Here is a 13,624-nt window from a genome sequence, read left to right as displayed (position 1 = left end):
AATCAAGACATCTTAACTGTATTGCGTAAATATATAAGCCCAATTAACAACATAATTGAACATGACTCTAAAACATAAAGAATGTCATAATGAAAATGTAATATATTCCCATAATAACCATTTCGAATTAACTCTGTAGCATGAACTGATGGTAGCCACAGTACTGCATCTTGTGCTTTTTTAGGAAGCCAATCTACGATATATAAAGCACCTGATATTGGAAAAAGTAGATATGTACTCACATGCCATAGACGTTCAAACATTTCACTTCTTTCGCTAATTACTCCTACTAAAATACCTAAAGCTGCTGAATAATATGTGAGTAAAAGCCATCCTATCAACATTTTAAAAGGATCTTGTGGCCATGAAATTATATTAAAAGCACACATTCCTAGTAATAATAATAAAAAAGAACCCGTTGCTCCGACTATTTCTAAGATAATACGGGCAACAAATATATCTAAAACTTTAACATTACGGTGAAATAATAATGTTTGATTAGGAGTAATAGCCATTGCACATCTGTTCGCACAATTCCTCCACAAAACAATAGATGAATATCCAGTTAATACAAATGCTACAACCGACAAGTTCCCTTCTTTATGACTTATAATCAACCAGAGTGCTGTTACGCCTATCGTAAACATCATAGGTTCAACAATCATCCAGAGAAATCCAATATTATGCTTACCAAAACGAGTTAAAATTTCTCGCATTAATAAAGCACTAATAACCCTAAATTGAATTTTCGTCGATTGTATAAAAGAGGTCTTCATTATCATTACTCCTGATGTTCGCGAACACCAGCATAAATTAATTGATAAATTCCCCAGATTATTAAACTAAATAAAACTGTAAAACTAATATTTTTCAATCTATAAGGCTCTTCTGCCATATCAGGAAGATTTGGTTGAGATATTCTTTCCAAATATAATTGTTTTGATTCTAGATCATTACTATTCTGTTCTAGTGTTGCTAAAGCCGCAGCTAATTGCTTTGTTGCCACATCTTTTTCAACTACAATCCGTTCATATTCAGAAGATTTTTGATTTAATGAGCTATGTGACTCACCTAACATTTGTTGTTGGATTTTATCTATCTCTTTTTGAATAGATGCCTTTCTTTCATTTAATATTTCAATCTGTGGATTATCAGGCGTAATAAGTCTAATTTGATCTAACTGAGTATTAACCAGAATTAATTGATCTTGTAACTTAGATACCAATTGTAAATCTATAGAGGATTGCTTATCTATATCAAATATATTATGTTTTTGTCTGTATTGAACTAATTGACTTGATAAATTAGCAACATTTTCTTTTGCCTTATTTACTGCTGCTATTGAATTCTCTAAAATATCTTTCCTTGCTCTTTGATTCATTTGGTTGACTAAAGACTCAGCCATTATTAACAACTGACTATTTAATTTATAAGCATCTTGAGGCGTATAAGCTCTAACTTCCAAAGTTGAAATAGATGAAACATTATCTAATTGGACATATACTTTATTTTTATAATACTTATATAACATTTCATTGCTATTATTAAATTTCAATGGATCAAATCGACTAAAAAGATCAATAGATAAGCTACTATATATCTTTCGCAAATCATATTTATTATTTAGATGTTCCATTGCATCACGAGAAAGTACATATTCATTCACAACATAAGAGTCATCTTGAGATCTAGATAATCCAGCACTTTGTAAAAATGCAAAAACACCACTTACAGATGTAGTTTTTTGTGGGCTACGAACAACAAAGTTCGATACCGAAACATAACGGTCAGAGGCAACGAAACCAAAATAAACACCCGATGTTATGGAGGGAACCAAGACGATAATGACGAAAGACCAAGATAAACGCTTTTTTTTCAACATTTGGTTGACAGATTTCATTTGCACCTAGCCTTTCAATTTGCTATACACATTCATAATAAATAATTTAAATAATAAAAATTAGGCCTAACTAAGGATACTATCTTATAGCTAAACCTAATTTATTAACGCTATAGAATAAACTTTAAATCCCCAAGCGCAAACCCAATTTGTTTAAATTTGCGTTGGTCTTTGGTTTTACTCTTTTGCCGTTGTTTCTTTATCGCATCTGCCATAAAAATCTTCAAAACGGACAATATCATCTTCACCCAGATATTCCCCAGACTGTACTTCAATGACTTCTAAAGGTATTTTGCCTGGGTTTTCTAAACGATGGACTTCTCCCATTGGAATATAGGTCGATTCGTTTTCAGAAAGTAAGAATACTTTATCACCACACGTGATACGACCTGTACCACGCACCACAATCCAGTGCTCCGCACGGTGGTAATGCATTTGCAAGCTTAGAGTTTCGCCTGGGTTAACCACAATACGTTTAACTTGGAAGTTAGAACCCGAGTCAATCGAGTCATAGGTTCCCCATGGTCGTGCAACTTTACGACCAGTTTGCATAATTTCTGGATGGCCTTTTTTCAAGGTTTTAACCATAGAACGCATTTCAGAAATTTTATTTTTGTTTGCAATCAACAAAGCGTCAGCCGTATCAATCACAACAAGGTCTTCTACCCCAAGTAACGAAATTAAGCGTTTTGGTGTAGTGTGTACCAAGTTATTGTTTGATGATTGGAATACAGCTTTTCCAATCCCTTTGATGGCATTGCCCTGAGCATCTTTTTCACTAATATCCCAAACGGCGCCCCAGCTTCCTACGTCTGACCAGTCAACATCAAACGGAACAACAAAACTTTCTACATCTAAACTTCCAGATTTTCCTAAAGACTCCATTACGGCATAGTCAATAGAGTCATCTGGCGATAACGAAAAGTTTTGTGCATCTAGCTTTGTTACACGGCCTTTGTGCTGTGCAGACTCATATGCTTTTTCACATGCGCTCAGCATTTCTGGGTTTAATTTTTTTAATAGAGAAATCCATGTACTGGCTTTTAATTGGAAAATTCCACTGTTCCAGTAATATTCTCCCGAGTCCACATAAGCCTGTGCCGTTGCTTCATCTGGCTTTTCAACAAAACGGTCAAGCAAATGTATGCCATCTTCGGCAGAAATGGTTTTCACATAACCAAAACCAACTTCTGGGCTGTCGGGGGTAATACCAAAACAAACAATCGCCCCTTCTTTGGCTTTGCTAGCACCCTTTGCAATTGCATCATGGAATGCTTTTATATTCAAAATCATATGATCTGCTGGCATCACCAACAAAATTGGATCAAGGTTATTTTGAAGGCTATTTAATGCGGCGGCAGTAAGCGCAGGTGCTGTATTTCTAGAAACAGGTTCTAAAATAAGATGTGCGTTTGCTTCAATTTGTTTTAATTGACGTTCAACAATAAATTGATATTCAGCGTTACCAACAACAACAGGAGATAATATTTCTTTAAAGCTTTCTTCTAATCCAGCTAGGCGTTCTACTGTATTTTGCAATAATGTTTTATTGCCAAACAGGTTTAAAAGCTGCTTTGGGTGTTTTTCACGTGACAGTGGCCACAATCTTGTACCTGAACCGCCAGATAAAATAACAGGTTGTAATATCATTAACTTTATTTCCTTTACATTAGACTTCTTTCATAAGCTTTTATAACCTCTTTGTTTTCTCTCTTTTTAGGGGAGACTTAAAAGGTGCTAAGAAAGAGGCTTATTTTCACTCAAAACTCATATTCACTCAAAATCATATTTTTTGAAAATCTTCTCCAGTTAACTTTGGAGAAATTTCTTTACTGCTCCAGATAACACCTGAAGCATTCGAACGCTCATTTAGACGTTTGTAGAAACTACCATTGAACTGTGTCGTATGTGTTAAGAAAAAAAGAAATTTTTGTATGCTTTCCTTATCTGCTTGCCACGTACAACATGTCATCCAAAAATCATCCAAACTTTCTTGTACCGTAATTTTAGGCAAATTATAAACCGCCTGACCACAAACTTTCACTGGCAAGAATGTCTCAACTGCTGACATTCCCACAGTACTGTTCACCACCACTGCTCCTAATGCATGGGTGAGTAATGACGGTAAGTACTGGTCATGAATATACATCACTCTATCTGTGATATTTAGTTTCTTCGCTATGTTGTTTATTAACAGTGTGTAATCTCGATAGCCCCGATCAAAGGGGTGATGCTTAATGACTAGACAAGTATCTATCGGGGCATTTTTGGCAAATGAATTAGTTACTTCATTAATAAATGCTTCAACATCATCATAGTTTGAATGACATCGTATTTGCGCGTCATTATGTGTTTGTAATGGAACAAGATAATATTTTTTTTGTTTTTCTTCTAAAAGTATCTTTTGAATATGACGCTCTTTAAATTTATAAAAAAGTTTTCGGTAACTTCCTCTTACCCAGTAAAGACCTTCAGTTAATTTTAACGAACGATGGTGCAGATAGTTTGGATATTTGCGTTTACGTAAGTTTGCAAACAAATAGTAGAGTATTGCCCAAAGTGCTGCGTACCAAAATGTCTTTCCAATCTCTTTTACATGACCTTTTCGGCTAAAGCTGGACTTATTGTTTAGAAAGTTATTGGCCTTTTGTGGTAACTCTGAATAGCCATTTACGCCACCACGCTCTAGCGTAATATGGTTTGGCCGCAAATAACCTTCTTCAAAAACAAACCAATCTATATTTGCATGATGGTGGTTTAAATCATCAACAACTGCTTTTGCAACTCGATGAATAGGACGGCAATCACCAAAAACAAAAATGCTATTAATGTTGTTTTTTATAATATATACTTTTAAAAATTCTGAAAGTGCAGCGTGTCCACCTGTAAAGTTTTCTCCGTGGGGATAAAAAAAGTGGTCTCCTCCATTAAAATTAAGTTTAAATACTTGGGCATTTTCTTTTTCCAAATCCTGCGCTAAATATTTAAAAAATGGCCCTACAGGCCCTTGTAAAAGTAATACTTTTTTATTTGAGAATTTAGAAAAAAACATGATTTAAATACTTGAATAATAAATAGACATTAAATTCTCAGTTAAATTACACCTCTGGTTTAAATGAGGTGAATTTTTCAGGACCTGCACTACTAACGCCTAAAATAGCATTAATCTTTTTAGGGTTCAATTAGAGGCTGTATACATTTTATAAATAGCCCACATTTTAACCATCGTTAAAAAAATCAATACTTTTGCACAATACCAAAAGCTAATTTACAAAAATAAAATCAATATATTACAATAATTTACAATTTACTATCATTCAGCTTTTCACGACATACGTTTAATTTTCTCTAGTCATCTTTACTTTTTTGCACTTTTAACAGGTCATGTAAGGATTATGAGTCCTCAAATTTTTGTAACATACCCTGATCATCATAGTACAGCGTCACATTTTTACTTTGCCTTAAAGACAAAATGTCCTGTTCTGTACAATTAAAATTTTCTGCAAATTGGGTTAATGATGTATCTTCACATCTATATCTGCGTTCTGTTTTTCTAAATCTAAACCAGTTATAGTTTGCCCAGATTAAAAGTAAACTCACCAGTATTAAAATAGGAATACCCAATGAAATAATATTAAATTTGTAAATCTGATTTTGTCCATCCAGAACATAATGATAGATATTATGTATGCCATACGACCATAATAACAGCGTAATAAATGGCATAAAAAGCATCATAAATAAGAACCAACCAGCCGCTTGCAAGGCATAATCTACACTTTTATTCGCAACATATTCAGGTTTATTAATGTATTCGGGTAAATCCAACTCGGCCTCATTTTCTATAATGACAGGAGTTTGAGTTGGTTTAAAATTTTGAATCTGGTTCATTGCTCATCTATGCCTCTAAAACCACGGTCTGGACTCACCCATCGTGCACGTTTTTTCGGTTGGAATAATGCTTTGGGTACAGCAGCGACTGTTGTGAATATTGTGACTAACCAAAAGAAAAGTGGATACCAAATGACCCAAAAGTAATTACGAATAAATTGTTTTGAACCATCATAGCGTTTATCAATCCATAAACTAATAAAGAATTGAATAAGACACGTTACTCCAAGTATTGCACCATGCCATTCTGGTAATAGCGTATGAATCCTTAAATCTTGAGGGATTGGAAAAATAAGCCCAACAAAGAACAGGATAAAAATAAGCACAATAATATAAGCCCAGATTGCACTTACAAAACTTTCAAATACAACTGGCCACATCCGCCTAAGACGCCATTTCATGGCTTTAGGGATATATTCACGTAAAACTTCTATGCCACCTTGCGCCCATCGTAAGCGTTGCTTCCAAAGCCCTTTTAGCGTTTCTGGCATATAAATATAGCAAAGCGCTTGTGGAATATACTGAATATCCCAATGGTCAAATTGAAGTTTCCATGAAATATCAATGTCTTCTGTAATTTTGTCTTCTGACCAAAAACCAACGCGCTCTAAAGCTGTTTTTCTAAACCCCGCAATAACACCCGACACGGTAAATACCCGACCATAGGTACGCTGCGCACGTTTAATCAGTCCAATAATCGATGAAAACTCACCAACTTGTAACTTACCTAAAATGCTTGAACGGTTCAAAATGCGCGGGTTTCCTGTCACAGCACCCACACGTGGATATTTTGTCAGATGATGCATCATCCACAGGGCTGCATGTGGATGTAACAAGGCATCCCCATCGATACAAACGAGATATTCATATTTGCTGACCAGTGCACCCGAGCGTAAGGCAAATGCTTTGCCCTGATTTGTTGCCAGATGTACAACACGTAATCGTTCATGTTGTTGTTCCAGTTCATCTAATATTGCACCAGTCTGGTCTGAACTACCATCGTTTACCGCAATCACCTCAAACTCAGGATACTGTGTTTGTAACGCATAGCGAATGGTCTGGCGAACTTGTGCCTGTTCGTTAAAACAAGGGATAATAATTGAACAGCCGTCCGTGGTCGGGACGGGTAATCTGGGTTTTCTGTACTCCCGTTTAAAGAAAAACCACAGCCCCCCAACAATCCAGACCCAAGCCATACACAGTGGATAGAAAAAAGCGAAAGCAAAAATAAAATCAATCCACTTCATTTGTAGCGCTCAACATAGGGTTCCAGTTTAAATGGGTTCTCATAACTGAGTGGGCTGTCATTTAAACTTAATGGTGTATATAAATATTGCTGAACAGACCGACTATTCTTGAGTTGGTAGTGATCCACTCCAATATTTTGAATGCCTGCCTGTTGCAAGGAAATCATGGTTTTTTGGACATTTATCCAGTCTTTTTCATTGGTCAACTGACTTAAATCAAAACTGACCACTAGCTTTTGTTTAACGTTTCGTTCTAGGTCATTGAGTTGTTTAAGCAATAGCTGTTGATCGTTGTTGTTTTTAGGAAGTGTAATGGTCAGATACACAAAATCGGTGTATTTGAGCATGTGTTGTAAAACAGGTTTTAACTGCATTTGCGAATTAAATTGGAGTTGTTGATGTACTGCAACTTTAAATACTCCACTCAAATTTGAATATTTTTGTGCCTGCTGCTTGATCTGTTGAATAGCCGTTAAATCTTGCTCGAGTTGTGCCGTTTGCTGTAGGTCTTGAGACTCCATCCAGACATTCTTATTTTGATTATCCAAATCAAAGACCAAACCCGACACGCCAGTGTTATTTTTCATAGCATCAACAACCAGTCCAGACAGGTGCTCAGGTTGTGCATTGAATGAAAATGGAAATTTAAGATAGACCTTTGTGGATATGCGTGTTTTTGCCTGCCAAACAAATCGGTTCAACACATCTTTTTTTACAGGTAAATAACGATTTGGGAAAAGTGCTGTCCATTGGTTTTGGTCATAACGCAATGCATCAACAAATACCCGCTGAACAGACATTGCTTTTAGTCGTTCTAGTAACACCCCTAGCCGTTGTTCTTCTTCTGGCATTGTTGCTGTCATTAAATCATCTAAATTAAGCCCAATGGAATGTGTAATATCGGTGTCAGTGGGGGGAGAATATTCGGTTAATCCCAATAATTCCTCACGGATATTTTCTGCTTGTGGGTTATCGGTCATTAACAGTCGTTTTAATGTCCCATCATATACACTATTGACCCCAGAACGTCCCAAACTAAAGGAAAGCGGTAGTCCAGCATTCTTGGCAATTTGCTCTACTTCAGCATTTACCGCACCATAAGGCCAGATAATCGTTTGAATTTTTACCCCAAGTTGCTGTTCTAAGACCTGTTTTGAGTGCTGTAAATCGTGACGGACTCTTTTTTCAAATTCCTGATCTGTTTCATATCGGTTAAGCGATTTTAAATATTGGCGTGTAATTGCGGCTGGCTCTTGGTTTCCTTGAGGGTTCGCAAGAACACCTTGATGTAATGCGTCAGAATGGCTTGCAAACTCAACCAGACCTGATTGCTGCATTTCCCGCATTTGTGCCCATGTCATAAAGTTGCCTTTACCATAAGCCTTTTCCCCGCCATCATTTCTACCATCGCTCCAACTGGTAACAATTGCGAACACCGCAGGCAATCGATATTGTTTCAGCAGTGGATAAACGTGGGTATAGCCACTCAGTGTCCCATCGTCAAAACTTAAAAGAATGGCATTTTTTGGCAAGGCTTTTTTCCCCTGCCGAGCCTCCATAATCTGTTTTAAAGTCACGGGGTGCCAGTCTGAACGGCTCAACCAATCAAAAAAAACCGCCAGATTTTGTGTACTAATGGCATAAACATCTTTGTCCCCTTGTCTTAATACATCATCACGTACATCGTGAAAGTTAAGTGCAATGGACTGATTATTTTTTAAATTTGCTTGTATATCCTGTGCATGGCTCATAGACATCATGCAAAGTAAGGAGCTTCCCAACAAGCTAGACAATAAAACAGATCGGCGTTTCATTAGAAAATTCCTTGAAATCCAAATAAACCATAAACACGACGTTCATTATTTCCGTCATACGGATGCCCAGATACCCCTACACCATAATTCAGCTTCCATGTACGAGAAAGTGACCATTGATGTGTATATTGCAAGCTCCATGTTGGCTTGGTTGAATATCCTTGTTGGTGGTAAAAACCAGCGCCCGCTTCAAAATGTTGGGTAAAATCCTGATTATATTTACGCCACGTCAACCAATCATGCGCAATGGTAATATCTGAGCCATATTGATTTTTCGGGCTAAAATAACTCACTTTTTGTAGACTATTTTGCCCAAAATAATTCGATAATGTTGCTTGTGTCGTATGATGCGGACTGGAAAATAAACGCTGGGTATAGTTTAAAAACCATTCTTGCTGTTGATTTCCATCTGAAATGTCTGTGAGCTGATAACCAAGTCTAACCTTACGTGACTCGTTTTGTTGCCAGAGTACATTTGCAGCATACTGCTGTCCATGTTGATTAAGCGCAACCGCCTGTAAGGGAATCTGTGCCTGAGAATTAAACCCAAGACCATATTGCCAATGATCATTTAACCACTGTGACCAGTTAACACTAAGCCCTGTCTTTTCCTGACGTGTATTTTGGGTCAAGGCAAGCGTGAGATCTTTACGTTTTGACGCCCACTCAAGCCCCAAACCATAACGCTGATCACGCTGGTTTCCATCGCGATAATCGCCTGTACGGTCTTGATGTAATGCAAACACACGATAGTTGTCATTTAACCACGGAGAATTGACTCGTAACTCTGCATTTCGGTCTCGTGTACCCTTTAACGACTGACTTGCCTGATCTGCACGGCTATGCCCAAAATCTGTTTGATAGCGAATACTTGCATGTGAACGGTCATTCCATTCTTTACGGTTATTTATGACACTCGTATCCTGTGGATACATCAACAGCGAATCATCTAGCTGCTCATGCCATTTTGAAATATCACCTAAAGCCTGACTGATTTGAAGACGGTTAATACGGGTTGATTTATCTATAGGCGTAATCCCGTTTAAACGGGCTAAAGTTGCCTGAGCTGCAAGTGGCTGTTCTCGCCAACGTAAAATCGTTGCCAGGCTGTTTAAATATGCTGTGTTATTTGGCGATTTTTTTAATAGTTCACGATAATATTTTTCAGCCTTTGCAAGGCGGTTTCCATATGCCAGATGCATTCCTTTTAAGCGAATATATTCCTGACGGTCTGCTGTGGGCGTTCGGTCTACGCCTACAGCATTGCTATATTGGTACATCGCAATTTTGGAATCGATGTCTTTTAATAGTTGCTCTGCCTGTGGGTATTTTTCTTGCTCCAGATAAGCGTAATAAAGCCCAGAATAAACCGACATATTGGCATATTTTTTTTCGGGAAGTACCGACTTATACCAGCGCTCGGCCTGATCTGGCTGTTTTAAATCCAGATAACTATCGGCAATGGCCTGACGTACATAGATCGGCATTTGCATCATATTGACAGGTAGTTTTTCCATTTGCGCAACTGCATCGGCTGCTCGCCCTCTCACATCCAGCGCATAGATATAATCATAGGTTAATCGTAAATATGTTTCGCTATTGATGGGGAACTGGCTTTGTAACAATGGTGCCGAAGCCAGCACTTCATCTAAATAAGCAAAACTGGTTGTATCCGATTCGCCACGCCCCGATAAAAAAGAATATCTAGAGATCGCGTCTCGTATATTTTGACTAAACTGTTTTAATACCAATGCCTCATACAACTGAGGTTTCGTTTGTCCTAAGCCTGTTTGCTGTAAAACCGTTTGGGCTTGCTGTAAGCTTCCCATCGCCAATAATGCTTGTACATACTCTTCTTGAATGGCACTTTTTGTGGGTTCAAGCATATATGCTGCACGAGCTGCTTTTAAACTCTCTAGATTATTCTGGTTTTGACGATAAGCATACGACATCAGACTAAGCTGATTTGCATTTAACCCCTGAAGAGGAATTTTTTTAAGTTGCTGACTTGCTTGTACATTGCGTTTCAGTTCAACCAATAAAACACCTTGCATCAACTTTAGGTCAACACTCGGATTGATCGCGTCAAACTGCTGACTTAAAGCTAAAGCCTCATTAAATCTTTTTTGATCTCTTAAAGATCGAATAACAGATAAATAGGCATAACTTGGAAAATTCTTGATTTGAATATGAGGTAATAATTCATTTAATTCAACATTGTTCAACTTTCGCTGCTGAACAGCAATAACCCAATAATCAGCTAGGATTTTTTGTTGGTCTGGATATTGTTCTAATAATTTTTTAAGCTGGCTTAGCCCTAAATCAACTTGCCCTTGTTGAACCAATACCACAGCAGCTTCACGTCTATGGTCTATATCACTTACAGCTGCAAATGTATAAGCAGGAAGAATCAGTGGTAAAACAGACATTCGTCTTAAAAAAAAGTTTTTTGAATACCCGATTATCACAAAAGCTAAACCCGTTAAAATTTACAACAATAAATGTGACTTACATCACAATTATATTATGATCATTTTATAAACTCAATGCAACTCGGAGACAATTTTTAGATAGCAAATTTTATTGATATACAAGTTAGAACTATTTTTTGTTATTAGACATGTTCTACTTTTTACAAAAGATACAATCAAATTACTTTCTTATGACCAATACGAATTGCTATATTTTTAACAGACAATTCGTATTAAAACGTCTTATCATCAATTCACTTTAAAATGATGATGTTTTATTTTTCTGCTCAAGCAACAACCGAGATATCTCATTGATTCCCATTGCTTTATAAAATAACCAACCCTGTGCGAAAGCACAATTGATCTGATGCTTCAAAAACGCCCATTGTGCATCCGTTTCTATTCCCTCAAACACAATTTTATATTGCTTTTCCTGAGCCAATCCAATAATTGCAATGACCAGATCTTCCCAACATTTATTTTGAGTCACGTGCTTCAATAGCAGCTTATCTATTTTTATGGTGTCAAATGCCAGCTCTGATAATGATGACAGATTGGATGTTCCTGTACCAAAGTCATCTAGACTGATTCGACACCCCAATTTTTTAATCTTTTGAATTTGCTGTGATAATTCTTCTAAAGTTAAATCAACCCGTTCTGTTACTTCACAAACCACCTGATGCGGTTTTACAGCAAAGGTTTTTAATTGTCTTTCTAAATAGTAACAAAAAGAATCTGTCATCAAATCTGATTTATTCAAATTAATAGAGACAGTAAAATCTTCATTTTGTTCAAAAATTTGTTTAAAATCTGAAAGAGACTGAGTTAATACAAATTGGGTAATTTCTTTGTCTAATTTTAATTTTTCAGCAAGGTTTACAAAAAATAGAGGGGCAACTTGTCCATATTTAGCATCTTTCCAACGGATTAATGCTTCGACACCTACAATTTTTTGATCTATTAGCTGAACAATGGGCTGATATTCGACATATAAGTGACGATTTTTAATTGCACGCCTTAAACGGTTTGATAAAGAATCTCTTGAACGAATAAAATAAACAGTAACAATAGAAAATAATGTTCCAAAAACCCATCCAGCAAGAATAATCAGAAGCAGTTCAGATTTTGATAATCGACTAATCCCCGCCTGATTATCAGAAAGAATCGTACATACATCTCTTATAGGGTGACAAATCTTAACCTGTAAAGTTTGGAATGGTAAAAATGAATTTCTCAGTTTGGCTTTATTCGATAAAAAATAGGTATATGCTGCCTTCTTCGCAAGAATTTCAATCTCATATCGGCTTGATAATGCCATTAGAGTATCAAAAGCATTTGGCGTAGTTACAACCAAAATATGATCTTTAAGAGTTATATTTCCGCTAGACTGGTAAGGTAAAACTGAACCATCATTTTTAATTTTAGCCAGACCACTTCCCGTCACATAGCTAACTTTAGGCAAAGATAATTTAGGTTCAAACTCCCCCCATGTGGCACTACACAATATATATTGGCCTTCTGTCATACCAATATCATTCACAAAAACATGATCCCAGACAATTTTTTTCAGTTTATCTAAATTTTCTGGAGAGCAAGTTTCAATCTTTTGTGCTTTTACAAGATCAATAGATTCTAAAATTTCTTTATTTATTTGAAGTGAAAAATTGAGAATATCATCTGCTTCAGACTCGGCTATCTTTTTAGAATATTGAAAACAAATAATTTGAAAAATACAAAGTAATAGTAATACCCCAATTAATCCACCCAATAAGGATATCCAAAACAGATTGTCGTTTTGCTTTTGTTGGGACATAAAATACGGGCCTCTCTCCTAAACCAAAATAATCGTAAAAAATAATCCCTTCTGTTCCAAAACATCACAACATATAAAATTTCAATACTTAAAACTACTATATACCACCAATGTTTTCAATCTAAAAGATATGTTAAGAACGCGCTATTCCTTTTTATATTTGTGAAACAAATCACTGTATTTAAAATAAAAAACCACTTCGTTCGAAGTGGTTTTTTATATCTAAAACTAATTATTAACCAAGTTTCTTAGTTACATAATCAATTGCAGATTGAACAGTTGTAATTTCGTTTGAATCTTCATCAGGAATAGTGATGTCGAAATCATTTTCGAAAGACATAACAAGTTCAACTAGGTCTAGAGAGTCTGCACCCAAATCATCTGTGAAAGATGCTTCGTTTTTAATCTCTTCAGAACGTAAGCCAAGTTGTTCTGCAACTGCTGCTTTTACGCGTTGTTCGATATCGCTCACAGGAAATCTCCTCATT

10 protein-coding genes are annotated in these 13,624 nt (G+C 36.3%); all 10 read right to left on the bottom strand.

Going from position 1 to position 13,624, the window contains the following annotated elements; all coding sequences use genetic code 11:
• Positions 1-2: 2 nt before the first annotated feature.
• The gene (locus ABDV70_RS04675; protein WP_343595808.1) at positions 3-776 is read right to left on the bottom strand and encodes an ABC transporter permease; all 774 of its coding nucleotides are present in this window, start codon (positions 774-776) and stop codon (positions 3-5) included.
• Positions 777-781: 5 nt separating this feature from the next.
• Complete coding sequence (locus ABDV70_RS04670; RefSeq protein WP_343595806.1) at positions 782-1,900, bottom strand: hypothetical protein; 1,119 nt, start codon at positions 1,898-1,900, stop codon at positions 782-784.
• 177 nt (positions 1,901-2,077) lie between these two features.
• Entirely contained in the window at positions 2,078-3,550 is a 1,473-nt protein-coding gene (locus ABDV70_RS04665) for a mannose-1-phosphate guanylyltransferase/mannose-6-phosphate isomerase (protein WP_343595805.1), read from the bottom strand.
• Positions 3,551-3,683: 133 nt separating this feature from the next.
• Positions 3,684-4,952 carry a capsular biosynthesis protein gene (locus ABDV70_RS04660; protein ID WP_343595803.1) on the bottom strand — a complete coding sequence of 423 codons (1,269 nt, stop codon included), beginning with the start codon at positions 4,950-4,952 and terminating at the stop codon, positions 3,684-3,686.
• 341 nt (positions 4,953-5,293) lie between these two features.
• Positions 5,294-5,791, bottom strand: coding sequence for a poly-beta-1,6-N-acetyl-D-glucosamine biosynthesis protein PgaD (gene pgaD, locus ABDV70_RS04655; RefSeq protein WP_343595801.1), 498 nt, complete (start codon positions 5,789-5,791; stop codon positions 5,294-5,296).
• A complete protein-coding gene (gene pgaC / locus ABDV70_RS04650) occupies positions 5,788-7,038 on the bottom strand; it encodes a poly-beta-1,6-N-acetyl-D-glucosamine synthase (RefSeq protein ID WP_343595799.1) in 1,251 nt (416 codons plus the stop codon). Before pgaC ends, pgaD begins: the two co-directional genes overlap by 4 nt.
• The gene (gene pgaB / locus ABDV70_RS04645) at positions 7,035-8,852 is read right to left on the bottom strand and encodes a poly-beta-1,6-N-acetyl-D-glucosamine N-deacetylase PgaB (RefSeq protein ID WP_343595797.1); all 1,818 of its coding nucleotides are present in this window, start codon (positions 8,850-8,852) and stop codon (positions 7,035-7,037) included. The genes pgaC and pgaB overlap by 4 nt, the downstream gene beginning before the upstream one ends.
• Positions 8,852-11,281, bottom strand: a complete 2,430-nt coding sequence (gene pgaA / locus ABDV70_RS04640; RefSeq protein WP_343595795.1) for a poly-beta-1,6 N-acetyl-D-glucosamine export porin PgaA — start codon at positions 11,279-11,281, stop codon at positions 8,852-8,854. Before pgaA ends, pgaB begins: the two co-directional genes overlap by 1 nt.
• A gap of 301 nt (positions 11,282-11,582) precedes the next feature.
• Positions 11,583-13,136, bottom strand: a complete 1,554-nt coding sequence (locus ABDV70_RS04635) for an EAL domain-containing protein (protein WP_343595793.1) — start codon at positions 13,134-13,136, stop codon at positions 11,583-11,585.
• Positions 13,137-13,371: 235 nt separating this feature from the next.
• Entirely contained in the window at positions 13,372-13,608 is a 237-nt protein-coding gene (gene acpP, locus ABDV70_RS04630; protein WP_343595791.1) for an acyl carrier protein, read from the bottom strand.
• Positions 13,609-13,624 lie beyond the last annotated feature (16 nt).

The organism is Acinetobacter sp., assembly GCF_039596015.1.
Classification (GTDB): Bacteria; Pseudomonadota; Gammaproteobacteria; order Pseudomonadales; family Moraxellaceae; genus Acinetobacter.
Note: the sequence above shows the minus strand (reverse complement) of the source record. Positions and strands in the feature narration are given on the sequence as shown.

What these genes read in the sequence shown, in the direction of transcription:
- pgaC (WP_343595799.1), bottom strand. Translation starts at nt 7,038, where the DNA reads ATGAAGTGGATTGATTTTATTTTTGCTTTCGCTTTTTTCTATCCACTG.
- pgaA (WP_343595795.1), bottom strand. Translation starts at nt 11,281, where the DNA reads ATGTCTGTTTTACCACTGATTCTTCCTGCTTATACATTTGCAGCTGTA.
- pgaB (WP_343595797.1), bottom strand. Translation starts at nt 8,852, where the DNA reads ATGAAACGCCGATCTGTTTTATTGTCTAGCTTGTTGGGAAGCTCCTTA.
- ABDV70_RS04670 (WP_343595806.1), bottom strand. Translation starts at nt 1,900, where the DNA reads ATGAAATCTGTCAACCAAATGTTGAAAAAAAAGCGTTTATCTTGGTCT.
- ABDV70_RS04675 (WP_343595808.1), bottom strand. Translation starts at nt 776, where the DNA reads ATGAAGACCTCTTTTATACAATCGACGAAAATTCAATTTAGGGTTATT.
- ABDV70_RS04660 (WP_343595803.1), bottom strand. Translation starts at nt 4,952, where the DNA reads ATGTTTTTTTCTAAATTCTCAAATAAAAAAGTATTACTTTTACAAGGG.
- pgaD (WP_343595801.1), bottom strand. Translation starts at nt 5,791, where the DNA reads ATGAACCAGATTCAAAATTTTAAACCAACTCAAACTCCTGTCATTATA.
- ABDV70_RS04635 (WP_343595793.1), bottom strand. Translation starts at nt 13,136, where the DNA reads ATGTCCCAACAAAAGCAAAACGACAATCTGTTTTGGATATCCTTATTG.
- ABDV70_RS04665 (WP_343595805.1), bottom strand. Translation starts at nt 3,550, where the DNA reads ATGATATTACAACCTGTTATTTTATCTGGCGGTTCAGGTACAAGATTG.